The following is a 25,008-nucleotide window of genomic DNA, read 5'->3' as shown; positions in this document are numbered from 1 at the left end:
GACGTTTGTTGATGAATACGCCCAAACTTGGGCCACTAAAGGGGAGACACCTTTTGGGTAACCTTTCTGGCGCGCCTGCGCCGGATCGAACCGTCCCTGAAAGGGATGGAAAATCAGGAAGAGGTAAAAATGAAAAAATCCGTAATCTTGGGCGTGGCGACTATTGCCGGCCTGGCCGCTGGCGCAGCTGCGGCAGGGACCGTTGACGATGTCAAAGCACGCGGCAAGCTGAACTGCGGTGTGACCACCGGTCTGGTCGGCTTCGCTGCACCCGACGCAAATGGCGAATGGCAGGGTTTTGACGTCTCGCTGTGCCGTGCCGTTGCCGCTGCTGTTCTGGGCGATGCAAACGCTGTTGAATTCGTTCCGACCACCGGTAAGACCCGCTTTACAGCTCTGGCTTCGGGCGAGATCGATATGCTGGCCCGTAACACCACCTGGACCTTCAGCCGCGACGTCGACCTGAAGTTCGAATTCGTTGGTGTGAACTACTATGACGGTCAGGGCTTCATGGTTCCCAAGGCACTGGGCGTGAGCTCGGCCAAGGAACTGGACGGCGCAACCGTCTGCATCCAGACCGGCACCACCACCGAGCTGAACCTGGCGGATTTCTTCCGCTCGAACAACATCAGCTATGAGCCGGTTCCGATCGAAACCAACGCTGAAGCGCAGCAGCAGTACCTGGCTGGCGCATGTGATGTTTACACCACCGACGCATCGGGCCTGGCCGCAACCCGCGCCACGTTCGAAAACCCCGGTGATCACGTCCTTCTGCCCGAAATCATCTCGAAAGAGCCGCTGGGCCCGCTGGTCCGTCACGGCGATCACGAGTGGGGCGACGTTGTCCGTTGGACCCTGAACGCGCTGGTCTCGGCTGAAGAGCTGGGCGTGACCTCGGCCAATATCGATGAGATGAAAGCCGGCACCGACAACCCCGAAGTGAACCGTCTGCTGGGTACCGAAGGCACCCTGGGCGAGATGCTGGGTCTGGACGCCGACTGGGCGGCCAAGGCAATCAAAGCCGGTGGTAACTACGGCGAAGTCTTTGCCAAGAACATCGGTGAAGAAACCCCGATCGGTCTGGCACGCGGCCTGAACGCACAGTGGACCGACGGCGGCCTGCTGTACTCGCCGCCGTTCCGCTAAGACATTCGAAGGAGAGGGCGCGGGGCAACCTGCGCCCTCTTCTCATCAAAATGCTGCGGACAGCTAATGAGCAGGGAAAACCCTGCCGATAAAGAAGAGTCCGCAAGCCACGGGGATCCCAAAATATGTCGACTATGACTGACCCACCGAAAGCTGATTTTCGGTTGTCAATGCTCATAAACGATACCCGCTATCGCTCTCTTACCTTTCAGGTGATCGCGGCCGTCGTTATTGCGCTTTCCATCTGGTATCTTGGCAACAACCTGATCCAGAACCTCCGGGCCGCAGGGCTCAATATTTCCTACTCATTTCTGGGCGACCCTTCGGGGTACGACATCAACCAGCGCCTGATCGAATATGACAGCCAGTCCTCGCATGGACGCGCCGCTGTTGTCGGTATCCTCAACACTCTGCTGGTTGCATTCCTGGCCTGTATCACTGCCACTGTTTTCGGTGTGATCGCGGGCGTGTTGCGTCTGTCGAATAACTGGCTCGTCTCAAAGCTGATGGCGGTCTATGTCGAGATCTTCCGGAACATTCCGGTCCTGATCTGGATCATCATTATCTTCACCATCATGACGGCTGTGCTGCCGGGGCCCAGGGCGTTCCGTGGTGACAACCCGACCTCCAGCATGTTGTTCGATCTGTTCGCCTTTACCAATCGTGGGGTCTATATTCCGCGACCCGAATTCGCGAATGGCTTGTTCAGCGTTAACATTCTGAACTGGCTTCTGGTCATTGCCGTGTTGGTCGGCTCATGGTTTGCAACGCGTGAAATCGAAAAACGCGCGACCCTGAAACAAGAACAGACTGGTGATCGCCCCAAGACCGGCATGGTGAAGCTGGCCGTCTGGCTGGTTCCGTTGGCCATCCTGATGGTGATCATGGGTCTGACTTGGGATGTGCCCGCGCTGAAAGGTTTCAACTTCAGCGGTGGCATCAAGATCGGTGGGCCACTGATTGCCTTGTGGTTCGCGCTTTCGATCTACACCGGCGCGTTTATCGCGGAAAACGTGCGCGCGGGTATTCAGGCGATCAGCAAAGGTCAGACCGAGGCCGCAGCCGCTTTGGGTCTGCGCCCGGGTCGGATCATGAACCTTGTGATCCTGCCGCAGGCGCTGCGGGTAATCATCCCGCCGCTGATTTCGCAATATCTGAACATCACCAAGAACTCCTCTCTGGCGATTGCCGTGGGTTACGCGGATATCACTGCGACTCTTGGCGGTATCACGCTGAACCAGACCGGGCGTGCGATCGAATGTGTTCTGCTGTTGATGCTGTTCTACCTGACAGCCTCGCTGCTGATCTCGATGGCGATGAACATCTACAACGCATCCGTCAAGTTGAAGGAGCGCTGAGCCATGGCTGATCAAACAACAAATCCGATCGCCTTCGTGGCCGAGGGCACCATCCCTCCGTCGCCTCCACCGGCTAACCAGACGGGTATCGTAAAATGGCTGCGCGAGAATCTCTTCTCGGGCGTGTCCAACACGATCCTGACGGTTCTGTCGCTGATGCTGATCTATGTGCTTCTGAAGAATACGTTGCCATGGATTATGAACGGTGTTTGGAACGCGAACTCGCTGGCGGAATGCCGCGAGATCCTTGCTGGTAAAACAGGGGCGTGTTTTGCGGTACTGACCGAACGCTGGCCTCAGCTTATCTATGGGTTCAAGTATCCTGACGATGCGTATTGGCGGCCTAATCTGGCTTTCGTATTGATGCTTGCGGCCGTTGCGCCGGTCCTGTTCTTTGACCTTCCGCGCAAGCTACTGATCTTTACAGCCCTCTATCCCTTTATCGCTTTCTGGCTGATTTGGGGTGGCACGATCTTGGTACCCTTCGTGGCCCTACTTGGCTGCGTTGCGGCGGGTGCGGTCTTTCAGAAGCTCGGGAAGAACAGCTTTGCCGCTGGATTCTTCGGGGCCATTATCGTTGCTTTGGTTGTCTGGAAGCTTGGCGGTGCGTTGATCCCAGAAGATGCGTCCGAGGGGGCATGGCTTTCAGCTGTTCCCAGCCGCGATCTGGGGGGCTTCATGCTCAACATGATGCTGGGCTTGGCCTGCGTTTCGTTGTCTGTCCCGTTGGGGATTGCGCTTGCGCTGGGCCGTCAGTCGAACATGCCGCTGATCAAGTGGGTCTGCGTTATCTTCATCGAATTCATCCGTGGCGTGCCTCTGATCACGCTGCTGTTCGTGGCTTCGGTGATGTTGTCGTATTTCTTCCCGCCTGACAGCACGGTCGACCTGTTCTTGCGCGTTGTGATCATGATCACCATGTTCTCCGCCGCCTATATCGCCGAGGTGATCCGCGGTGGTCTGGCCGCGCTTCCACGTGGACAGTATGAGGCAGCAGACAGTCTGGGTCTGGATTACCCGCAGGCGATGCGTTTGATCATCCTGCCGCAGGCTCTGAAGATCTCGATCCCCGGGATCGTGAACGTGGCCGTTGGGCTGTTCAAGGACACCACACTGGTTTCGGTCATTTCGATGTTCGATCTGGTGGGCATGATCCGGGGCCCGATCCTGGCGTCAACCGAATGGAACGGCGTCTATTGGGAGCTTCTGGGCTTTGCCGCGCTTCTGTTCTTCGTCGTCTGTTACGGCATCTCTCAATATTCCCAGTGGCTCGAGCGTCGCCTTGCCACGGATCATCGTTAAGGAGTTCAACACATGTCTGAACTTGCAGTAGAACGCGAAATCGATCGCTCCAAGATGCAGGTGAGCGACGAGGTCGCCATCGAAATCAACGGCATGAACAAGTGGTACGGGTCCTTCCACGTGCTGCGCGACATCAATCTGACCGTCAATCAGGGCGAGCGGATTGTTATCGCTGGGCCGTCAGGGTCGGGCAAATCCACCCTGATCCGCTGCCTGAACGCGCTGGAAGAACACCAGCAGGGTACGATCGTCGTCGATGGGACCGAGCTGTCGAATGACCTCAAGAACATCGACAAAATCCGGTCCGAGGTTGGCATGGTGTTCCAGCACTTCAACCTTTTCCCGCATCTGACCATTCTGGAAAACTGCACGCTGGCCCCGATCTGGGTGCGCAAGACGCCCAAGAAAGAGGCCGAAGAGCGCGCGATGCATTTTCTTGAAAAGGTGAAGATTCCGGATCAGGCGCTGAAATATCCCGGCCAGCTTTCGGGTGGTCAGCAGCAACGTGTGGCGATCGCGCGCTCGCTCTGCATGATGCCGCGGATCATGTTGTTTGATGAACCGACATCGGCGCTGGACCCGGAGATGATCAAAGAGGTGCTCGACACCATGATCGAACTGGCCGAAGAAGGCATGACCATGCTCTGTGTGACCCACGAGATGGGCTTTGCCCGTCAGGTCGCCAACCGCGTGATCTTTATGGATGCCGGTCAGATCGTGGAACAGAACGAACCCGAAGAGTTCTTCAACAACCCGCAAAGCGAGCGGACCAAGCTGTTCCTCAGCCAGATTCTGGGACACTGATCCAAGCGAAGCGATTGAAAAGGCGGGGTTTTGACCCCGCCTTTTTTCATTCCATCAACTCGCGCGGAATGACAAATCTTTCTACTGCGCCACTGTGCCAAGTCACGTTCGGCCAGCTCTGAGCTTCAAACCGGATCACGGTCGTCGCACAAGTCGGGTAGTCGTAAAATCTGAGATGATCCGGCGCTTGCCGTACAATCCTTTTAGCAAAATCCCCGATACCGGGGTTGTGCCCGATCATCAGAACCGTTCGTCCTCGGGCTCCGTTCAAAACGGAGAGCATATTATCTGACCCCGCATGGTAGAGGCCTTGGGTGAACTCCACACTGGCGGCCTCAAGCCCCATCCTGTCCCAGGTTTCGTGCGTACGCGCAGAACTCGAACTGATCACCTCATCCGGCAACCAGCCATTCTTGCGAAGCCATCCGCCAATTGCTGCCGCTGATTTGCGTCCGCGGTTATTCAGCGGGCGATCATGATCGTTCAGGAACGGGTCGTCCCAACTCGATTTGGCATGGCGGGCTAAGATCAGTGTGCGGGTCATGAGGGATGAAATGCCCTCATATGGTGTGCAGACTGTTCCGGATCGCGCTTTGCGCCCGCGCTGAGCGGGCAAGCCAGTCGTGCAAGGCATCCCCCGGTCATGCAGGTCTGACCTTCGTCTGTGTTCAGATGATCATGGCAGGCCGTAACATCATAGAAACTATGAGGATTGAGCGCGCCAACCGGGCACGTTGTGGTGCAGGGCGCGGAGCAAGTGGTACAGGGCGAGGCGGAAATAACTTCAGGGATCGCGAATTCTTCCGGGAAGTGTAGCGCCCCTCGGTACGAGATCAGCATCCCGACTGTATCGTGCACCAGCGCTCCGACCGGGCTGCTGAAGGTGCGACCGGACTTGAGCGCCCAGTCGATGAAAGGCGCATAAGGCGGGCCGCCGAATGGAAAGTGAGCTTCAGCGCCAAGCTCATGCGCCATCTGGCCAACAACGCGGGTTGACCACCGATCCACCGGATCTGTGTGTTGCCACTCAGGGGCGGCTTTCAATACTGGCCAGAAGGCGCCGGCAGTCCCCAGCAATATCAGTGTGCCGGTCTCCAGCTGTTTGGTTTCAGTCACGCGGGGGTGCAAAGCGCCCATGATGATGAGGCCTGCAGCCTTAGCAGCTTGCGCGACGCGCGTGAATTCTGGGCAGATATCTGAAGAGGTGTCTGATTTGTCAGTCATCGAAACCTCAACGCATCGATCAGTCAGGTCGGATCAGCGAGCCTGCGCCATGTTCCGTGAACAGCTCCAGCAAAACCGCATTGGGCGCGCGCCCGTCAAGGATGACAACGGCTCGAACACCGCTGTGGAGGGCGTCCAGAGCTGTCTCTGTCTTTGGGATCATACCGCCCGCAATCGTGCCTTCCAGCGTCATTTCACGGATTTGCCCGGCTTTGAGTTCGGTCACGACCTCTCCGGCGGCGTTCTTGACGCCCGAGACATCGGTCAGCAGCAGCAGACGATCCGCCTTGAGCGCTGAGGCAATCGCACCCGCTGCTGTGTCGCCGTTGACGTTGAATGTCTCACCCTCGCGGCCAGCACCCAAGGGGGCGATTACCGGGATCACGTCATGTGAGAACAGATCGTGCAAAATTTTGGGGTTCATCTCGGATGGTGAACCGACAAACCCGAGCGAAGGGTCCGTTTGGTTGCAGATCATAAGGTTAGCGTCCTTGCCCGACAGACCAACGGCCGAGCCTCCCTGGCCGTTGATCGCCTGCACAATGCGCTTGTTGACGAGACCCGAAAGCACCATCTCAACCACCTCTACGGTGGCTTTGTCGGTCACGCGCTTGCCGCCCACGAATTCAGACTGGATGTCCAACTTGTCCAGCATTGCATTGATCATCGGGCCACCGCCATGAACGATGACCGGGTTCACCCCGACCTGGCGCATCAGAACCACGTCGCGGGCAAAGCTTTCCATTGCTTCGTCACTGCCCATGGCGTGGCCGCCCAGCTTAATGACGACAATCGCGCCGTCATAACGCTGCAGGTAGGGCAGGGCGCTGTTCAAGGTGGCTGCTGTGGCGATCCAGTCCCGATTCATATCTCGTGTCTTCATGGCTAAAGTCCCTCTGACACACCGTGTTAGGGCCTTTGCCCGGCGCTGCCAAGGGCGAAGCTATTCCAGATGCGCGATGATCGAGCGCAAGGTCGGAATCCCGTCGCCTTTCTCGGACGAGGTCAGCACGATTTCAGGGAATGCCGCAGGGTGTTTCGACAATGCGCTGCGCACCTGTTCCAGAACCTTCTCGCGATCTTTGGCCTTGACCTTGTCGGCCTTGGTCAGCACGCATTGAAAGGTTACGGCGCTGGTGTCCAGCAGCTTCATGATCTCGGCATCGACCGGTTTCACCCCATGGCGCGAGTCGATCAGCACAAAGGCACGGCGCAGGGTTTGACGACCGCTCAGGTATTGCTTCAGCAACCGTTGCCACTTCTCAACCACCTTGACCGGTGCGTTGGCATAGCCATAGCCGGGAAGGTCCACCAGATAGAGCTCTGGGCCTTGGGTAAAAAAGTTGATCTCTTGTGTGCGGCCCGGTGTGTTGGAGGCACGTGCGAGACCTTTGGTGCCGGTCAGTGCGTTGATCAGGCTGGACTTGCCCACATTCGAACGCCCGGCGAAGCAGACTTCCAGCCGGTCAGGGGCAGGCAATCCGTCCATAGCGACGACGCCTTTGACAAACTCTGAAGGTCCGGCAAACAGCTTGCGCCCGATTTCCGCTGCAAACTCGTCGGGCGTCTCGGCCAGTGGGAATGGCAGCGCGGTCATAGCAGTTGAACCTTGTCACCGGCGCGGATGATGCCACCTTCCCGCACCTCTGCGTAGACACCGAAATCCTGATGATCCCAGCTGTTCAACGCACCCAGCGTGTCGGCATCCCGCTCGCCCGTTTCAGGGTTGGCGGTGGTCGCCATGCAGCGTGTAATACGCTCGCGGACGTGAAAGACCACCTCACCAATGCGGATATCGCGGTCAATCCAGTCGAACTCTTCCCACAGCGGGAGCCCATCGAACCAGATATTGCCGCGCCAACGGGTGATGGATAGGTCGCGACCCAGCTTCTGTTCGACTGCTCGATGCGAGGCCATGCTGCACAGGCTGATTGATGGATAATCGCTGTCCGTCATGCCGCGACCGGGAACGCGGATAATACGAGCGGATGCAGCGCGATCGGCAGGCATCAACGGCTTGACCCACTCCAGAAACGCTTGCTGTTGCGTATCAGGCTCAAAGCTCAGGTCGGGCCTGTTTGGATGGCGCAGCGTGACGGTGTTGCCGTGCAATTGCGCCGAGATTGCCATCAATTGAGGTGCCTTCGAACCTCGGCTGAAATTGGTGCAGGGCACCCATTCCGACCCGTCTGCCTTGGAAACCTCATGCGCCACTGCCCAAACACGATCCCCGGGCATGGTCTGCCCGGGGGTCATGGTGACTTGATCAAGGCTTTCACGCCCGTGGCTTTTGATCGGATGCCGCCACAGCGCGGTAACTGCGCCGCTCATTTATCGTCCGTTTTTGGCGTGCGCTTGAAGCCGGATTTGATGTTGCCGAACACATCAGGCGTATAGCCCTGGCTGCGCATGATCAGATATTGTTGGGTAAAGGTGATCGTGTTGTTTGCAATCCAGTAGACAACCAGACCGCTTGCAAAGCCACCCAGCATGAACATGAACACCCACGGCATCCAGGCAAAGATCATCGCCTGCGTCGCGTCGGTTGGTGCCGGGTTCAGCTTCTGCTGCAGCCACATCGAGATACCCAGCAACAGCGGCAGGATACCGATGAAGATCAGCGCCATGAAGCTCTCGGGCTGCGGCGCTGCCCAAGGCAGCCAGCCAAAGAAGTTGTAGATCGAGGTTGGATCCGGCGCGCTGAGATCCTGGAACGGGCCAAACCAGGGCGCTTGACGCAGTTCGATGGTGACGAAGATCACCTTATACAGCGAGAAGAAGATCGGGATCTGCAGCAGGATCGGCAAACAGCCCGCGGCGGGGTTCACCTTTTCCTTCTTGTAGAGCTCCATCATGCCCTGTTGCATCTTCTGGCGGTCATCGCCAGCAGCCTCTTTCAGGGCCTCCATCTGTGGCTGGAGTTCTTTCATCTTCGCCATCGAGACATAGGATTTGAATGCCAGCGGGAACAGGATCGCCTTGATGATCAGCGTCAGACCGATGATCGACCAGCCCATATTGCCGATCAGAAGGTTGATATTATGAAGCAACCAGAAGATCGGTTTGGTCAGGAAGAAGAACCAGCCCCAATCGATGCTGTCGATGAATTTCTGCACGCCTTCGGACTGATACTCGCGAATGGCTTCCCATTCCTTGGCACCCGCGAACAGACGCGTGCTGACCTCTTCGGTCGCGCCAGCGGCAACGGTCAGCGTCGGCAATACGGTTTCCGTCTGATAGATCTTGCGGCGCGAGTCGTATTTGGCCGCGGCTTTGAACGCCGATCCGGGGTCGGGGATCAAGGTGGTCATCCAGTAATGGTCGGTAAAGCCGATCCAGCCGTCCTGTTTGACCTGATACACCTCGGCCTGTGCGCGCTCAGTGGAGTCGATGTCAAAATCGCGCACATCGCCATAATCGACCTCGGACAATGTGCCGTCCGCCATGCCGATCACGCCTTCATGTAGGATGAAGAAGTTCTTGAGACCCGGCAGATCGCCATCTTCGCCGATACCGTGACGCGCCAGAATGCCGTAAGGAGCCATGCTGACCTCGGACGCAGTGGCGTTTTCGACCGACTGGGTCACCGAGAACATGTAGTTTTCATCTACCGAAATGGTGCGTCGGAAGGTTAGGCCGTTGCCATTGTCCCAAGCCAGGGTGATCGGAGTGTCCACACCCAGCGCGTCGCCCTGCTCAAGCGTCCAGAGGGTGTTGGGACCGGGAACATCAGTGCCGGATACGCCAGAACCCGGGGCCCAACCGTAGAGGGCGTAGTAGGCGGATTCAGAGCCTACAGGGGACAGCAGCTCGACAATGGGAGCACCTTCGTCGATGGAAACTTTGTAGTCTTTCAGGAACAGCTCATCAATGCGGCCGCCCGACAGTGACAGGCTGCCTTTCAGACGCGGTGTGTCGATCTCTACGCGCGGGGCTTGTTCTTCGGGCAGTGTTTCGTCAGCGGCGGCGCTTGCCTCACCAACAGTGCCGGAGGCACTGGGCGTTTGAACCTCGTCACCTTCAAGAGCAGCGATCGTGGCCTCTTCCTCTGTCGCCGTCGGTTCCGGAGGTGGGAACAGTACGAACCAGACAAGGATCACCAGAAAGCTGAGCGCGGTTGCGAGGATAAGATTCTTATTCTGATCGTCCATCGGGGACAGCCACCTTAAGCAGTGAAACACACCCGGTGGGTTCAACAGAGTGCAGGCCCAAAGGTCAAGCGGAATCGCCAGCCAATTCGCCGCAATGGCGGATTCAATCCACCAGTTACATCGAATTCATCCCATTTTGCGCCCGATCTTGGGGGTGCCCTTGATCTTGGCCCGGTGCGCGGCGATCCACTCTTGCGTCTGTTCATAAGGCATGGGTTTGGCGATGCCGAACCCCTGTACGTGATCACTGCCCAATTGCGCCATCAATGCGTGCTCACCAGCCGTCTCGATACCTTCAGCAAGGGTTTCCAGGTTCAGCCGCTCTGCCATCGTCAGAATGGCGCTGACCAGTTGTTGTTGACTAGGGTCCTGATCTGCCCTGGTCACGAAAGAACGGTCAATCTTGATGCGTGAAACGTCAAAGCGCTTGATGGATGCGATCGAGGCATGGCCGGTTCCGAAATCATCCAGATCGATGCAGCAACCCAGGGCCGCTAAGGCGGTTACATTTCGGGTGATCACGTCGTCGGGACGGCGGGAAAAGACAGTCTCTAACACTTCGACGGCCAGCCTGTCAGGGGTCAGGTCAAACTGATCCAATTCCCATCTCAGCCGATCAACAAGGCTGGGATTGCGCAGCTCGTCTGACGAGAAATTGATGCCGATCCGAGGCACCACGAGGCCGGCGCGATCCCAGTTTCGCATTGCATCAAAAGCGTGATGCCGCAAGACCTGCCCCAGTTGCTCCATCAGGTCGGCCTGCTCGGCGAAAGGTAGAAAGACCTGAGGACCGAGGACTCCTTTGCTTGGGTGTTCCCATCGGGCAAGCGCTTCGAACCCGGTGATGTTGCCCGTATCCGTGGAGATCTGTGGTTGGAACCAAGGGCGTATCTCACCATGGTCCAGCGCGGCCTCGAAATCCCGCCGCAGGTTGGCGCGAACCAGGGACCGCCGCCGAGTCTCGGTAGAATAAGCGCGGATCGTCGAAGGCCCGCTGCGCTGGGCCTCGGTGAGCGCGGAGCAGGCGGCTTCGATCCATTCCCCGGCATCTGCATCCAGCATATCGGAACGCAGACAAAAACCCACTGAACAGGACAGATAAACGCTGGCACCGTTGAGCAGAACAGGATCTTCGATCGCGGTCTGAAGACGACCTGACATCTGAATACAGGCCTCAAGATCGAGGTGGGGCGAGGGTTGCAGCCCGATCAGATACCGATTCTGGTAAATGTGGGTAAAGACATCGTGGCTTCGGATGATGGCAAGGATGCGATCACTGAATTGCAGTGTGATATGGTTCGCTGCGGCCTGACCATGGGCATCCATCAGATCGGCGAAGTCATCCAATGCCACCGCGATACAGGCAGCATTGTCGCCGCTACCTTTTGCGGTGTCGCTCAGAACCTGCATCTCGGCCTGGAACACGTCGTTCGCAACCAATCCGGAGGGGCGAGCCCCCGGGCTTGTTGCCCGATGCAGCTGGCGACCCCAACCGCTCGCGGCGCTCAGCAGCGGCAAACCAAGCGCCGTGAGCAGCAAAGCGACCTCTCCACCCAGCCAGAAGGCAGCGAGGCAGGCGGCAGGTACAAATGCAAGCGCCTGCGGCCCGCTGAGGCCGGTGCGCAGCAACTCAAGGATTCGGTCAACAGAGACAATATTCCGCATCGGTTTCGACGGCCTTCGGCTTGTGCATGGGTCGCGCAGGCCGAGCGTAGGAAACCAATCTGAGTCAGTCGTTAACGCAGCTGTGGAATTTCGTCCGAATTTTTGTCTTTTTGAATCGGATCAAGCGAAAGATTTGCAAAATCAAAGAGTTTTGGATCCAACAGGTGCGACGGACGCGCGTTGGTCAGCGCCCGGAACATCACCTGCCGCCGTCCAGGGTTGTTCTTTTCCCATTGATCCAGAATCTGTTTGACCTGTTGGCGTTGCAAACCATCCTGACTGCCACACAGGTCACAGGGGATGATGGGATAGTTCATCGCCTTGGCGAATTTCTCGCAATCGGCCTCGGCCACATGGGCGAGGGGGCGATAGACGAACAGGTCGCCCTCTTCATTCACCAGCTTGGGCGGCATGGTTGCCAGACGCCCGCCATGGAACAGGTTCATGAAAAAGGTTTCAAGGATATCGTCACGGTGATGGCCCAGAACAACCGCCGAACAGCCTTCCTCTCGTGCAATCCGGTAGAGGTTGCCTCTGCGCAGGCGTGAACACAGCGCGCAATACGTGCGCCCTTGCGGGACCTTGTCCATCACGATGGAATAGGTGTCCTGGTATTCGATGCGATGGGGTACGCCCATGCGGTCCAGAAACTCGGGCAGCACAGTCGCGGGAAATCCGGGCTGTCCTTGATCGAGGTTGCAGGCCAGCAGATCGACAGGCAGCAAGCCCCGCCATTTCAACTCGTATAGCACCGCCAATAGGGTATAGCTGTCCTTGCCTCCGGACAGACAGACCAGCCAGCGTGGGGGCTTACCGTCTTTGTCATGCGCGGACGGGTCGACCATCCCATAATGTTCGATGGCTTCGCGTGTCTGGCGCACGATGCGTTTGCGCAGTTTCTTGAACTCGGTGGTCGAGGGCGCACCGGCAAAGAGCGGATGGATATCGTCGGCTTCATCAAACATGGGCGGGGCCTATCGCAGATGGGTGAACCGGGCAAGGGTCAGGGTTTTTCGTCTGGCACTGGGTCATAGCCATCGCCGCCCCATGGATGACAGCGCCCGATGCGTCGGGCGGCCAGCAATGTGCCCTTGACGGGGCCGTGCTTCTCCAGCGCCTCCAGCGCGTAGGCTGAACAGGTGGGTTGATAGCGGCAGTTGAAACCGACCCACGGGCTGAAGATCAGCCGATACGCCCGGACGGGCAGGGCGAGGATATGCGCAAGCAGTGTCATTTGCCGCCATGCAATTTGCGCAACGCATAGCGCAGATCGTCTAGCAGCGCGTCGAAGGGGCGGGCAGCTGTGACCTCGGCACGTCCGATGAGAATGTAATCCCAACCCTCGCGACCCTGAACGGGCAGAACGGCACGCGCAACCTCGCGCAGGCGGCGCTTGGCGCGGTTGCGGGCCACCGCATTGCCAACTTTCTTGGAACAGGTGAACCCGACGCGAATGCCGGACGCTTCGTCGGAACTGCGTTTGCGCGCTTGCACCATCATCGAGGCCGTACCCTGACGTTTCGCCCGCGCGGCCTTCAGAAAGTCCGAGCGATTCTGCAATACGGTCAACGTTTCGGGCGCGCAAACGGACGCCGCCGGGGGCTTCACCCTCGGCTGGTTGCTACCATCCTCAGGGGCCTCCGGCGGCGTCATGTTCATAACCTGATCAGTGAGCGGTTTACGCGCTCAGCGACTTGCGGCCACGTGCGCGGCGCGCGTTCAGGATTTTGCGGCCGGCTTTGGTGGCCATGCGCGCGCGGAAACCGTGGCGGCGTTTGCGAACCAGGTTCGAAGGCTGATAGGTGCGTTTCATCGCTCCGTCTCCAATCTATAGCGGTGGGTGCGGCGCGGATTCGCCTGGCCCTAATGTTCGAAGCCCGTCCTCTACTGGGTCACGGGTGCTAAGTCAAACCCCTAGGTGGGGGTTTTGCGGCCTTTTGCAACAATTCTGTAACCGGTACCAGCAAAAGGTTTCAAATCGCGGCTTATAGTGCCTGAATCCCTCACATTCCCTGCCATAAACATCAACGCCGCGTGAGGTCTCTGTTGCGCGACCCGCATGCGTCGCATGTTATAGCCAGAATGAAACGTACAAAACCGGACAACCTGATGAGTGATGCAACTCAGGCCCCGCGCAGCGGGCTTGCGCGCCATATTCCATTGCTGGTGATTCTCGCCGTAGCTGCGGTGGGGTTTTTCACCTTAGGTGATTACCTGACGTTTGAGACCCTGCGCGACAACCGCGAGGCGTTGTTGGAATGGCGTGACGCCAATTACTGGGCCATGGCTGCTGCATTTGTTGCGATCTACATCGTGATCGTCGCCTTTTCGCTGCCCGGAGCGGCAGTGGCCTCGATGACCGGAGGGTTCCTGTTCGGTCTCTTCGCCGGGACCGTATTCAACGTTGTTGCCGCGACCATCGGCGCATCGGCCATCTTCCTGGCAGCACGCTGGGGGTTGGGTGCATCGCTGACAGCGCGGCTGGAATCCTCGGAAGGTGCGGTCAAGAAGCTTAAGGACGGGCTGCGTGAGAACGAAATCTCGGTTCTGTTCTTGCTACGTCTGGTGCCCGTCGTGCCGTTCTTTGTGGCCAATCTGGTGCCTGCGCTGGTGGGGGTGAAGTTTCGTAATTTCCTGATCACGACCGCGCTGGGCATCATCCCGGGCGGCATTGTCTACACCTGGATCGGTGTCGGGCTGGGTGGCGTGTTCGACCGGGGCGAGACGCCGGATGTCTCGCTACTGTGGGAACCGTTTGTCATTGGCCCCATCATTGGCTTGTGTGTTCTGGCCGCTTTGCCGATTGTCATCAAATCCCTCCGTGGCCGAAAGGACGCCTGACCCATGCAAGAGTTGAAGACCGATATCCTGGTGATCGGCGCCGGGTCGGGCGGGCTGTCCGTGGCTGCCGGGGCCAGTCAGATGGGTGCGGATGTCGTCCTTCTGGAAGGGCACAAGATGGGCGGCGATTGTCTGAATTTCGGCTGCGTCCCCTCAAAGGCTCTGATCGCCAGTGGCAAGGTAGCCTATGGTCAGGCGCATGCGTCCGCTTATGGTATCTCGGATGTGGTGCCGCAGATCGACTATGCCGCTGTCAAGGATCACGTTCATGATGTGATCGCTCAGATCGAGCCGATGGACAGTCAGGAACGTTTCGAAGGCTTTGGCGTCAAAGTGATCCGGGAATATGGCAGCTTTGTCTCGCCTACGCAGGTGCAGGCCGGAGACCATCTGATCACCGCCCGCCGTGTCGTGGTGGCCACCGGCTCTGCGCCTTTGGTGCCGCCTCTGCCCGGGTTGGATCAGGTGCCATATTACACCAACGAGACCTTATTCGACCTGCGCGACAAGCCCGAACACCTGCTGATCATCGGCGGCGGCCCCATCGGCATGGAGATGGCGCAGGCGCATATCCGGCTGGGGTGCAAAGTCACAGTCATCGAGGGCATGAAAGCGCTGGGCAAGGACGACCCCGAGGCAGCTTCAGTTGTGTTGGACAGCCTGAAGGCTGAGGGTGTTGCGATCCACGAAAACGCCATGGTCGCTCAGATTCGTGGCAATGCGGATTCTATCGAGGTCGTCACCGAGAACGGAGAAATCTATGCAGGCTCTCACCTGCTGCTGGCGGTTGGGCGTAAGGCCAATATCGACAGGCTGAACCTTGAAGCTGCCGGGATTGATCGGACACGCACAGGCATCAAGGTCAATGAGTCTCTGCGAACATCCAATCGCAAAGTCTACGCAATCGGTGATGTGGCTGGCGGGCTGCAATTCACTCATGTGGCAGGATATCAGGCCGGGGTCATTATCCGCTCGGCCCTATTCGGACTGCCGTCAAAGGCGAAAACGGCGCATATTCCTTGGGCCACATATACCGACCCAGAACTGGCGCAGGTCGGTCTGAGCGAGGCGCAGGCCCGCGCACAGCACGGCGACAGGCTGGAAATCGCGCGCTTTGACTTTCATCACAATGATCGCGCCATTTCCGAGCGGAAGACGAAGGGTTTCATTAAGGTGATGGTCGTAAAAGGCCGACCCGTCGGCGCAACAATCGTAGGGCATCAGGCCGGAGAATTGATCAACTTGTGGTCGCTGGCCTTGGCCAATAACCTCAAGATGGGTCAGATTGCTGCAATGGTCTCACCCTATCCGACGATCGGAGAGCTTAACAAACGGGTGGCGGGCGCTTATTTCTCGCCAAGGCTGTTTGAGAATCAAACGGTTAAAAGAGTGGTCAGATTTATCCAGCGCTGGATTCCCTGACCCGAGGAGGAGCGCAAAGTGAACTCGCTGTCGGGCCGATTTCTGATCCTGACGACGGTCTTCGTCATGTTGGCCGAAATCTTGATCTTTGTGCCCTCAATCGCGCGCTTCCGTGAGGATTTCCTGCTCAACCGATTGGAGCGGGCCCAGATAGCATCGCTCGCACTGCTGGCCGATGATATGCTGGCCGATGATCTTGAGGCTGAATTGCTGGCCAATGCCGGCGTCTACAACGTTGTATTGCGTCGCGATGAGGTGCGCCAATTGATGCTGTCGTCGCCCATACCAGACCGGATCACCAAGACCTATGACCTGCGCGATGCCAGTGCCTGGGTATTGATCCGTGACGCCACTTCGCGGCTCTTTACGCCTGAGAATGAGGTCGTCCGTGTGATTGGCGCCCCGGTGAAAGACGCAGGCCTGCTGATCGAAGTGACCATGGACAGCGATCCCCTGCGCATGGCGATGACGGATTACGGCTTGCGCATTCTCGGGCTATCTTTCGTAATTTCGATTATCACGGCATCGCTCTTGTTTCTCGCCGTGCGCGTGGTGCTGGTTCGTCCGATCAAAGGCGTGGTCGGCTATATGCAGCGCTATGCAACCGCACCAGAGGACGCGCGCGGTATCATCTCCCCCAGCTCCAAAGTGACCGAACTGCGTGAGGCGGAAGAGGCGCTCCAGACGCTTCAAACCGATCTAACGCAGGCCCTGAAGCAACGCGAGCGGTTGGCACAACTGGGCGGGGCGGTCGCCAAGGTCAGCCATGATCTTCGCAACATCCTGACATCGGCACAGCTGTTCACTGACCGGATCGAGACCAGTGACGACCCGCTGGTGCGTCGCTTGGCGCCCAAGCTGGTCAACTCAATTACCCGTGCGGTGTCTTTATGCGAAAGCACGCTGGCTTTCGGTCGCGCCGAAGAGCCGGCCCCGACCCTGACCATGGTGCACCTGCAGGACGTTGCCGCTGATGTTGTTGCCAGCGAACAGCTTGCTATCGCCGATGCCTGTGTCGAAATCGTCAATGACGTCCCCAAGGAGTTGGTGATCCGCGCCGATCCCGAACAGATTTACCGTGTTATTCTGAACCTCGTACGCAATGCCCGTCAGGCTCTTATTGCTGCGGGCAAGCCGGGTCGGATCACCGTCTCCGCTGTGGAACAGGACACCGAGTGGTGTATCGAAATCAGCGATACAGGACCTGGCCTACCACCCAAAGCACGTGAGAATTTGTTCACGCCATTTCAGGGTGGGGTTCGAAAGGGTGGATCCGGTCTTGGCCTTGCAATATCGCAGGAATTGGTGCGTGGCCATGGTGGCGATCTATTCCTGAAGGATACCGGAGCGCAGGGAACTGTCTTTGAAATAAGGCTTCCCCGGGGCGGCGTGACTTTTTGAAGATTTTTTTGCAGAATCCGCTTGCACGCGCTCAGCCCCGGGTCTACATAGCGCCTCACCAACGCGGACCGATAGCTCAGCTGGATAGAGTACTTGACTACGAATCAAGGGGTCGGGGGTTCGAATCCTCCTCGGTCCGCCACTTAAACCCTTGAAAAAATAACTAAAAAACAACAACTTAGATAGAGAATTCGCGATTCTCTGAACGTGTCATTATTGATGACAATGCCAGAATCCCTGACATTTCAGCCTATTTCGGGTTACTTCGAGTGCCAAAAGGGGTGACAGGGGGGTGACAAATTTAAGCTTGAAACTCGAACAGAGCACGCTCGTTGAGAGTGATACGGCTTGAACCGACGCTAGGTTTTATCGGTTGATCGCCAACCATACTCTCATTGTTTGTTAAGCGAAGGTAGTAGCCGCAACAAGCCCAACCAAACCATCCAACCGCATCATTTGGGGTGGAGGCAGCAAAGCAAGCTGTGTGTACTACAGGTAAGTACGGAATTTGATCTAACGCCTCCCGAAGCAAGCCGGATGCTTGATCTTCTTTTGGCTGAACACCCGAAACGTCCTCTTTAGGCAGTAGAAGATATTTTGAGTCCAATCACTTCAAACTCTAGTTGCAAGCGGCAGTATGCCACGGAACAGTCTAAGCTCTGAGCACCAATGCTACGAAGGACCAATCGGGGTTATTCACTTAATTGCTTCGAACTAGCAAAGCAGAGAAATAGGAATGGCCACACATCCCACCCGATAATGTCGCTATTCTTGTCAAACTATATAGTTCAAATCCGTCGAGCGCCTTCTCATCTATCGCCCTCTCAACGGCATCTTCTACCGATGACGCATCCATACAAGTCAAACGGATATCGATCGCATCACTAGGCGGCGAGTCTCCAACGTAAACTGTTAGCTGCTCGAATTGTGCGACGCCGTCGGATGCGGTTTGACTGACCGTCGCTTGAGCGGCGGACAGTTCATCCACTAACAGCTCTAATTCAAAAATGGCTTGTTGTGCGAGGTGGCGTTCCATTTCCGCGTGTGCCTGAGCTTCCAGCGCAATTTCACTTTGCTCCTTGGCTTCCCTCAAAGCAGTTTCTGATTCTAAAAGAGCCATTCGAGACGTATATAGGGCAACCGTTAGACCGAGAAATGAGAGGGTGGCAAAGATAGCAAACCAATAAACTCTATTCAGCGATCGACCTCTTTGAGATTCGATCGCTTCCAAGCGTGCGGCGATATCGTGTTCTTCAGTCAAGGGTCTAACCAATCGAGGATTTTTTCTCGTATATCAGGAACAAGTTCATCGGGTGGAGGACCCAAAGCAGCCTCATATAGCATTAGCCACTCTTGACCCGTCCTGATCTCTTGTCGCAACGAAATAACTCTAGTTACGAATGCTCCACCAACCCCAGCAGTGACAAGAGTAGTGGCCAAGCTTGCGAACTGAGCGATGACTTCGGTCTCATCCGTGCGAAATCTGAGCCAAAGTACTGCAAAAATTGCAGCCCCTAAAATTACCGCAGCGAAACCGAGGGCAACAAACAACGAAAGATCTTTACTATGGCCTTTAAGCCGCCGCTGCACAGCCTCTTCTAGCATTCTTCAATCCTGAAAACCGAAACAGCTCTCCAAAAATATTATTCTAGAGTAGCGAATAACAGCCACATGTGAAGCTGTTTGTCTCAAGTCATGCAAGTACTTGAAAACATAATATCTTTGTGTGAAGGAATTTGACTGCCAACATTCGCGAGCTCTTCTGTCTTTAGGATTGATTGGACAGTCAGTTTAGTAACTTGTCCTCTTGGAGGCGTTCATAGGCAGTGCGTATAGCCCTCTCGCTGAAGGAGTTACGCTTTCCTTCATTCCAGCTCAGCATTTCCTCGACGATTTTCTCTACGGGATAATGCCCTTCGTGATGGCTCAGCCAGTGTACCGAAGACAGAAGTTCCAATCCATAAGGGCTTTCGTATCCCTGAATAAGCTTACTTAACCGGTCAATGATTTGGTCACTTCCGTCGGAAGATATGCTTAGGTATTCGTCAGCAACTGCACAGCCACTGTTGGTTACGTGAGCTTGTCGATCACCGCCTATAAAGCCGCTGATCATCCCGTTCTCCTCGAGGGCAACGTAAGCCTTCTTCAAGGTTTCCGAGTAAGGACCATGCAAATTGCGGGCAAACTTCAGCCTAAAGTCCACACCCAAAGCTTGAAGGAAATAGGCAATCTTCTGCAGAGAGATTCTGTCGAACGAGCCATCAAAGAACCTCTCTAGATCATTCAGGCTTCTCAGAAGAAGGGCACGCGGATAAGTCATTGGGAAACCAGAATGCACATATTCGGGCTCGTCGTCTGCCTCCGTCGGAGTAAAGACAATTATATCCACGGCCTCTACCTCTGAGAGCTTCGAAACAATCAAAGGCTTCACCTCGGCCCAGTCGAGGCCTCCATTGCCGCACCCCAAAGGAGGGATGGCTATGGATTCAATCCCATAGGAGTGAATTGTTTCGGCGAGAGCATCCAGTCCGTCTTCAACGTACGAAATCTTGGATTTTGATCTCCAGTGGGCCTTTGTTGGGAAGTTGATTAGATACCGTGGCCCTTCGGAAGAAAAGAGCTCACTGGTGTCAAAAACGAACATTTGGCCCGGCTTTAAGTCACCAGAGTCACAGAGTTTCTTGTATGCCTTGAAGTTGGCAGGCCACCGGTTCTTAAACTCAAGAGCTACGCCTTTACCCATGACTCCAACGCAATTTACAGTGTTCACAATCGCCTGAACCGGCTCGTCGAACATGTTTCCCTTTTTGAAGACAATTGGCATTAGAAGTAACATCCTGGTTTCGAAAGGATTGGGATATTCCAATTGGAAGCTTCCATCTCCATTTGTAGTTTATCACGCATGTGAACAGATTTGGCAACGATGCAGGAGACATAGTTCAATGGCAGCGCTCCACGAACAAGAAACTCTGCCATCCGCTTCTGACTGCGAAGCTGCCACTCTGGCGGATTATCCCAGTTCTTGAAATATTTACACACGCCCCCATAACCTATCTCCTGAATACTGGCCACTCGCGGACTGTCATCAAAGACGCCCCAATGCACGTGTTGCTCCAACCTATCTAGGCTTTGTTCAATGCAGGGTTGAGGGACTTGAGAGTTCAGCGGGAAATCGCTGAAGCAGAAATCTAACCCGCTGTTACGCAGATGCTCCAAGCTACAAACAAAAAATATACGTTCATCATCTCGAGCGACACCCAAGAAAGCACCATTTGGAGAACGAAGAGGCACGTTGCCTCGATGAATCGTGTAGGTGAAGGACGTCAGAGGTGAAAAGTAGAATGGAACGTAGTCGTTCACGACTCCACCACACGGCATGACAAACTCTGCTGTGCCGCGGCGATCAACAATATCTTGGTACGATGTTTGATGGCAGGGCTGAGGTAGCGCGTAGTTTTTGGCTCGTATCTCACCGTCGACAAGAAATCTACTCAAGTCACCAGCATAGACCTGCCTAAAAATGAACCTGTTTGGCATGAAATTTCCGTTAGTGTCTCAACTCGCCTCAAAGGACATTGTTTTAGCAGGACTTTCAACTAAGAAGAGGAAAACTTCAAGCTTTGGGACTGTCGTAATTATTGATGCTCGTTGTTGGGCCATCAGCTTAGGGAGAGAGCCTAGAACCCGCTCGACATGCAAATCTGTTCTGTTCACGCGGACTGTCCGCAACCTATCAAAATGGTTGCGCAGAAAGGCAACCTCGATCCTTCGATGTGGGAGTGGCTCAAAACAGTGGAGGGCTACAAAGCACTGCGACACTGCGTGAAGTTCTAAACCGAGAAGACAATAATATTGTCATAAGTGGATTTGAGCTGTAGAGATTCAACGTGAAATATTTGAGAGAGGTTAATCAATGAGACGAAAAGCGCCGCTTACAAAGCTACTTACAGCGGATCAAGTTGTTGAAAAGTTTGAAGAAGCAGGTTTGACTGATGTGGGGAAAAGTTGGTTGAAAAATCAAGCAGATAGGGGGGAGTTGCCATACGTGGTGATCGCTAGGAAGCGAAGGTTTAGGCAGGATTTGATAGAAGAAATCATCTACCAATGGTGCGAGGAGGCCAAATAATGCACGAATATGCAATGTAAGGCAAGAATATTGACATCGATGCCATGCTGTGCTGTAAGTGGCTGTGAGCAACTATTAATAGGAGGCAGTGCATCCATGGAGCAAATTGTGGCGCGTTTTCCGGAGTTTATGACGGACGACATTGTGGCCGAACTTTTGAACGAGTTGGGTTTTGTCGACTTGAACGCAAAATGGGTCAAAGGCCAAGCCGATGCCAAGCGGCTTGGCTACGTTGTCGTCGCAAAGAAGCGTCGTTATCGGAAAGATATGGTGCTCGAGATGGTCAATGGTTGGATGAACGTCGCAGAAAGTCCGAATGCGGGACTAACTCTCAGCGGACCTGATGCGGCCAACAACCTTTCCCAAGACGATGACGCTGCCGAGCGGCATATCGATACTTTGGCTGCCTAACACGACGCGAACGGTGACCTCAGTTTCGCTTGGGTTCGCATGGACCCGAGCGACACATGCAGCAACTTTGTTCCAAATCAAAAAGAGACCGCCATCAATAACGGACTGCCCTCTATCAACTATTACTCTATCTCCGGAAGTGAGCTCTGGAGCCATTGCGTTGTTAGATACCCTGAAAATGATCGGGGATGAATCCGATATCATTAGCTCGTGAGCGACAAAACCAAAGGGTAGCTTCCAAACCTGTTTCGGGAACACTTCGTTGTGCGACTGCCCGAACTCTACTTCGTCGACTTCTACAAAATCCGCTTCGCTTGAGTCTGGCGTATCTGAAACGCCGAATGCAACCCACTCCGGCTTGACGTTTAGAATTCGAGAAATTTCATCGAGCCTTTCGAGGCTCGGTTGAACTCCGTTGAGTTCCCACTGTCCAATGGCTGTTCTGCTTACACCAATTGCGGACGCCAGTTCGCCCTGTGAGATTCCTTTTGCCAATCTAGCTAGGCGAAGCCGTTCTCCAAGTGATTGTCTCATAAGTGTTCGATACTCGGGTTCTAACTTACTGCCCTATAAGCGCAAAAACAGCTAAACACCACTATATGCGGCTCTGTATGAATCTGCGATGCCGATCCTACCCTTGATCGCGCATAAGCTTTTGTGACGGGCGCACTCGCGGGGCAAGACTGCATTGCCAGCTTGGAGCGTTGGAGTACTTGACTGTCAACCTGTAATGTCACGCAAAGTGACCTTTGGGGGGTGACGACTTTGACCTCATTCAGCGGGTTCCAGTGTTTTTAAGGGGTTTTGAGCCGTTTTGAGCGGTATTGAGCTACTTAGCTACGAATCAAGGGGTCGGGGGTTCGAATCCTCCTCGGTCCGCCACTTTTACCGTGTGTCAGGCGACACATAGTTCTGCCACCAGCGACAGAACCTTGCCATTTTCGCCACACTTCCTTCATCCAGCACCTAGACCGATTTCAATGATCCTGACTTCCCTTTCGGGAAAATCAGGGCTGATTTGCAGATCAGACGCCGAAGGCGCTTGTTCCTGCTGATCTGCCACGTGGCGAACGCGGATGGGGGCGAGGCAATGCTATTCGACAATAGTGGTGCGGCCCGCAGGCGCAGCCGAGGACACGGTGTTGTCTAATAGGGTTGCCCGAGGGGGAAGGCAGCGTCTTACCCCTGATGGACAGGGGCGTTTGGCTTGTCCAAATCCCACTGTCCCCAAAAGATGTGCGGCGGTGTGGGCTGCGCGAGTACTGTTTGCGCGAGGCAGCCTTTTGTACTCGTTCCACTGAATGGCCACTACTCAACCAGAGATCGCTTCACATAAAACCGCTTCAGTGAGATGCGCGGTTTATTACGACGCTGTCAATCATCCGTTGGTTGCGAAAATCTGCCTTTCGAGGTCCGGATCGACGAAGACTGCAATGCGGACAAACCGGACTTGTGCGATTGCGGCAATTGCTGACGCGGCATTGATTTGCTGTCGCAGCACATTCATCGCTGCGTTGCAGCTGTTGTCGCCAGACCGGTCATTCAAAGCTATGATGATGCGATACTATCAAACTGTAGTTTCGAGGCACATAGGATCAGCAACTTAGACGCCGAACAAAGCCAACGTTTGCGTTGTCGCAGGCAGTGCAGCAGGACAGGCCATGCGGGCCTTCAGCCAGTAAGAAAATTCTCGTTGTGGCTCATGCAGGTGGCGGGGAAGAGGGAGTAATTCGCGGTCGTGGAATTTTTCATTAAGTTGAGATATTGCAGAGATTGGATCTTTGGTTCTTGCTTCGTGTTTGAATTGATCGGGAACGAAGCACCAATAGTGCTTCTATTTGTTGTTATGCTTTTTTGACGAGCGTATTCTTGTTTTTCTGACAGGAAATTAACGTTACTGCCGAACGCGATAGCCGGAAGCAATGATCTTGTTTATCAGAACAGCGGCGGCCTGGTGCATGTCCTTTTCATCGTTATTGCCGACCGCTGTTTCGTGGACAGCAGCTGCGTCATGCAGAACTCCCACAATTTCATGTTCGGGCAGAAGCTCACGATCTTTAATTGCAAGCAAAAGCGCTTCACAAATTGAGAGTGCGGCCATTCCTGAGTGGTCTTGCCGGTCAGCCATGGTAGACGTCCTTTTTTAACAGGCGTCCAAGCAAGGAAGCGCCACAATGAATTGCATCATACTGGCATAGATTGCTGTATACTTAACTGATCGAAAGCAGTCTTGGCGTCGGATAGTTTCGCGGGCTGCTCATCGATGAAGGAAGAACACTTGCGCACTATCAAAAACAGTCCACTCACCCGAAAGCTTTCAAACTTCGTCGCTCTGACTGAGGTTGAACTTGCGGCATTGGCACGCCTGCACAAGCGTCGCAGAACCTTTGAAGCCGGACGTGACCTTGTGCATCAAGGGCAATCAGAGCAGGCTGCCTACATTCTGGCCTCGGGCTGGGTTTGTTCCTACAAAACCCAGACTGACGGGTCGCGTCAGATCGTCGATTTCCAAATACCGGGTGACTTTCTGGGCTTGCGAAGCGTTCTGCTGCACACCTCGGATCACAGCATAGAACCAATCATGGAAATCCAAGCCATTGAAGTAGTAGTGGATGATCTCCTGGAAGCATTTGCGCAGACGCCCCGGCTGGCGACAGCAATTCTTTGGGCGGTCTCCCGAGATGAAGCGATGGTGGTTGAGCACCTGGTCAACATAGGACGGCGCGATGCGGGTGAGCGCATGGCGCATTTTCTTTTGGAACTTGGTGTGAGGCTGACTCAGGTCGGGATGGCAAACAAGACCGGATACACTTGCCCCCTGACACAATACCACCTTGCCGATGCGCTGGGACTGAGTGCCGTGCATGTTAATCGTGTCCTACGGCAACTGCGGGAGAAGGGGTTGGTTACTTTTCAATCCGGGCAAGTGGTATTTGATGATTATGAAGGACTGGTGACGTTGGCCGGTTTTGACCCCACTTATCTGGATCAGGCCGGGCCACTGTTGAAGCAATAAGTTCACCCCTACAGCGATGCCGGGATTTTGATGATCGTTGCCTGTTAGAGACGGAATTCGCTTCGGCAGATTTGGGATTTCACCGAAAAAGAAGCGCAAGATAAATACAGTCCGATTGCGGTACTGGATTTCCTGCGCTTC

Annotated in this window: 27 protein-coding genes and 1 tRNA gene; 11 read left to right on the top strand and 17 right to left on the bottom strand. The window is 55.4% G+C overall.

Going from position 1 to position 25,008, the window contains the following annotated elements; all coding sequences use genetic code 11:
• Positions 1-129: 129 nt before the first annotated feature.
• The 4 genes from ACR0NF_RS19650 to ACR0NF_RS19635 all read left to right on the top strand — a co-directional run bounded on the left by ACR0NF_RS19650 (position 130) and on the right by ACR0NF_RS19635 (position 4,610).
• A complete protein-coding gene (locus ACR0NF_RS19650; RefSeq protein WP_480471846.1) occupies positions 130-1,146 on the top strand; it encodes an amino acid ABC transporter substrate-binding protein in 1,017 nt (338 codons plus the stop codon).
• Positions 1,147-1,271: 125 nt separating this feature from the next.
• Positions 1,272-2,504 (top strand): amino acid ABC transporter permease, encoded by a 1,233-nt coding sequence (locus ACR0NF_RS19645; RefSeq protein WP_480471847.1) that lies wholly within the window; start codon positions 1,272-1,274, stop codon positions 2,502-2,504.
• 3 nt (positions 2,505-2,507) lie between these two features.
• Positions 2,508-3,806, top strand: a complete 1,299-nt coding sequence (locus ACR0NF_RS19640; protein ID WP_480471848.1) for an amino acid ABC transporter permease — start codon at positions 2,508-2,510, stop codon at positions 3,804-3,806.
• Between the two features lie 12 nt (positions 3,807-3,818).
• Positions 3,819-4,610 (top strand): amino acid ABC transporter ATP-binding protein, encoded by a 792-nt coding sequence (locus ACR0NF_RS19635; RefSeq protein WP_269149813.1) that lies wholly within the window; start codon positions 3,819-3,821, stop codon positions 4,608-4,610.
• Between the two features lie 46 nt (positions 4,611-4,656).
• On the opposite strand, the gene ACR0NF_RS19630 is transcribed toward ACR0NF_RS19635, so the two are convergent.
• From ACR0NF_RS19630 to rpmH, 11 genes are all read right to left on the bottom strand, one after another.
• Positions 4,657-5,154 carry a SixA phosphatase family protein gene (locus ACR0NF_RS19630; protein WP_480471849.1) on the bottom strand — a complete coding sequence of 166 codons (498 nt, stop codon included), beginning with the start codon at positions 5,152-5,154 and terminating at the stop codon, positions 4,657-4,659.
• Positions 5,151-5,834, bottom strand: a complete 684-nt coding sequence (locus tag ACR0NF_RS19625) for a ferredoxin (RefSeq protein WP_480471850.1) — start codon at positions 5,832-5,834, stop codon at positions 5,151-5,153. The genes ACR0NF_RS19630 and ACR0NF_RS19625 overlap by 4 nt, the downstream gene beginning before the upstream one ends.
• A gap of 19 nt (positions 5,835-5,853) precedes the next feature.
• Positions 5,854-6,717, bottom strand: a complete 864-nt coding sequence (argB, locus tag ACR0NF_RS19620; protein WP_480471851.1) for an acetylglutamate kinase — start codon at positions 6,715-6,717, stop codon at positions 5,854-5,856.
• Between the two features lie 60 nt (positions 6,718-6,777).
• Positions 6,778-7,431, bottom strand: coding sequence for a ribosome biogenesis GTP-binding protein YihA/YsxC (gene yihA / locus ACR0NF_RS19615; RefSeq protein ID WP_480471852.1), 654 nt, complete (start codon positions 7,429-7,431; stop codon positions 6,778-6,780).
• On the bottom strand, positions 7,428-8,165 hold the full coding sequence (locus ACR0NF_RS19610) for an MOSC domain-containing protein (RefSeq protein WP_480471853.1): 738 nt from the start codon (positions 8,163-8,165) through the stop codon (positions 7,428-7,430). The genes yihA and ACR0NF_RS19610 overlap by 4 nt, the downstream gene beginning before the upstream one ends.
• Complete coding sequence (gene yidC, locus ACR0NF_RS19605; RefSeq protein ID WP_480471854.1) at positions 8,162-9,985, bottom strand: membrane protein insertase YidC; 1,824 nt, start codon at positions 9,983-9,985, stop codon at positions 8,162-8,164. The genes ACR0NF_RS19610 and yidC overlap by 4 nt, the downstream gene beginning before the upstream one ends.
• Before the next feature lie 126 nt (positions 9,986-10,111).
• Positions 10,112-11,650: a putative bifunctional diguanylate cyclase/phosphodiesterase gene (locus ACR0NF_RS19600; RefSeq protein ID WP_480778818.1), complete on the bottom strand. Its 1,539-nt coding sequence runs from the start codon at positions 11,648-11,650 to the stop codon at positions 10,112-10,114.
• Between the two features lie 71 nt (positions 11,651-11,721).
• A complete protein-coding gene (gene ttcA / locus ACR0NF_RS19595; RefSeq protein ID WP_480471856.1) occupies positions 11,722-12,615 on the bottom strand; it encodes a tRNA 2-thiocytidine(32) synthetase TtcA in 894 nt (297 codons plus the stop codon).
• Between the two features lie 38 nt (positions 12,616-12,653).
• Positions 12,654-12,884 carry a membrane protein insertion efficiency factor YidD gene (gene yidD / locus ACR0NF_RS19590; protein WP_480471857.1) on the bottom strand — a complete coding sequence of 77 codons (231 nt, stop codon included), beginning with the start codon at positions 12,882-12,884 and terminating at the stop codon, positions 12,654-12,656.
• Positions 12,881-13,303 carry a ribonuclease P protein component gene (rnpA, locus tag ACR0NF_RS19585; RefSeq protein WP_480471858.1) on the bottom strand — a complete coding sequence of 141 codons (423 nt, stop codon included), beginning with the start codon at positions 13,301-13,303 and terminating at the stop codon, positions 12,881-12,883. Before rnpA ends, yidD begins: the two co-directional genes overlap by 4 nt.
• A 25-nt stretch (positions 13,304-13,328) precedes the next feature.
• A complete protein-coding gene (gene rpmH / locus ACR0NF_RS19580; RefSeq protein ID WP_005980833.1) occupies positions 13,329-13,463 on the bottom strand; it encodes a 50S ribosomal protein L34 in 135 nt (44 codons plus the stop codon).
• 269 nt (positions 13,464-13,732) lie between these two features.
• On the opposite strand from rpmH, the gene ACR0NF_RS19575 reads away from it, so the two are divergent.
• The 4 genes from ACR0NF_RS19575 (at position 13,733) to ACR0NF_RS19560 (ending at position 17,456) form a co-directional block, all read left to right on the top strand.
• Complete coding sequence (locus tag ACR0NF_RS19575) at positions 13,733-14,491, top strand: TVP38/TMEM64 family protein (protein WP_480471859.1); 759 nt, start codon at positions 13,733-13,735, stop codon at positions 14,489-14,491.
• 3 nt (positions 14,492-14,494) lie between these two features.
• Entirely contained in the window at positions 14,495-15,913 is a 1,419-nt protein-coding gene (locus ACR0NF_RS19570) for a dihydrolipoyl dehydrogenase family protein (RefSeq protein WP_480471860.1), read from the top strand.
• 18 nt (positions 15,914-15,931) lie between these two features.
• Positions 15,932-17,314, top strand: a complete 1,383-nt coding sequence (locus ACR0NF_RS19565) for an ATP-binding protein (protein WP_480471861.1) — start codon at positions 15,932-15,934, stop codon at positions 17,312-17,314.
• A gap of 65 nt (positions 17,315-17,379) precedes the next feature.
• Positions 17,380-17,456 (top strand) — tRNA-Arg (locus tag ACR0NF_RS19560).
• 558 nt (positions 17,457-18,014) lie between these two features.
• On the opposite strand, the gene ACR0NF_RS19555 is transcribed toward ACR0NF_RS19560, so the two are convergent.
• From ACR0NF_RS19555 to ACR0NF_RS19540, 4 genes are all read right to left on the bottom strand, one after another.
• Complete coding sequence (locus ACR0NF_RS19555; protein ID WP_480778817.1) at positions 18,015-18,575, bottom strand: hypothetical protein; 561 nt, start codon at positions 18,573-18,575, stop codon at positions 18,015-18,017.
• The gene (locus ACR0NF_RS19550) at positions 18,572-18,919 is read right to left on the bottom strand and encodes a hypothetical protein (protein WP_480778816.1); all 348 of its coding nucleotides are present in this window, start codon (positions 18,917-18,919) and stop codon (positions 18,572-18,574) included. Before ACR0NF_RS19550 ends, ACR0NF_RS19555 begins: the two co-directional genes overlap by 4 nt.
• A gap of 181 nt (positions 18,920-19,100) precedes the next feature.
• Positions 19,101-20,138, bottom strand: coding sequence for a type II toxin-antitoxin system antitoxin DNA ADP-ribosyl glycohydrolase DarG (darG, locus tag ACR0NF_RS19545; protein WP_480778815.1), 1,038 nt, complete (start codon positions 20,136-20,138; stop codon positions 19,101-19,103).
• Entirely contained in the window at positions 20,138-20,851 is a 714-nt protein-coding gene (locus ACR0NF_RS19540) for a DUF4433 domain-containing protein (protein ID WP_480778814.1), read from the bottom strand. Before ACR0NF_RS19540 ends, darG begins: the two co-directional genes overlap by 1 nt.
• A 376-nt stretch (positions 20,852-21,227) precedes the next feature.
• On the opposite strand from ACR0NF_RS19540, the gene ACR0NF_RS19535 reads away from it, so the two are divergent.
• Positions 21,228-21,440, top strand: a complete 213-nt coding sequence (locus tag ACR0NF_RS19535; RefSeq protein WP_480778813.1) for a hypothetical protein — start codon at positions 21,228-21,230, stop codon at positions 21,438-21,440.
• A gap of 96 nt (positions 21,441-21,536) precedes the next feature.
• Complete coding sequence (locus ACR0NF_RS19530; RefSeq protein ID WP_480778812.1) at positions 21,537-21,851, top strand: hypothetical protein; 315 nt, start codon at positions 21,537-21,539, stop codon at positions 21,849-21,851.
• Here the strand turns inward: ACR0NF_RS19530 and ACR0NF_RS19525 are convergent.
• A complete protein-coding gene (locus tag ACR0NF_RS19525; RefSeq protein WP_480778811.1) occupies positions 21,765-22,385 on the bottom strand; it encodes a helix-turn-helix domain-containing protein in 621 nt (206 codons plus the stop codon). The genes ACR0NF_RS19530 and ACR0NF_RS19525 overlap by 87 nt on opposite strands.
• Positions 22,386-23,745: 1,360 nt before the next feature.
• On the bottom strand, positions 23,746-23,979 hold the full coding sequence (locus ACR0NF_RS19520; protein WP_010442296.1) for a hypothetical protein: 234 nt from the start codon (positions 23,977-23,979) through the stop codon (positions 23,746-23,748).
• Positions 23,980-24,114: 135 nt separating this feature from the next.
• Here ACR0NF_RS19520 and ACR0NF_RS19515 point away from each other — a divergent pair, with 135 nt between their 5' ends.
• Positions 24,115-24,867, top strand: coding sequence for a Crp/Fnr family transcriptional regulator (locus ACR0NF_RS19515; protein WP_170403708.1), 753 nt, complete (start codon positions 24,115-24,117; stop codon positions 24,865-24,867).
• The last annotated feature ends 141 nt before the right edge of the window (positions 24,868-25,008 follow it).

This window comes from Ruegeria sp. CF4 (assembly GCF_056537345.1).
This window is presented reverse-complemented; position numbering and strand designations above follow the sequence as displayed.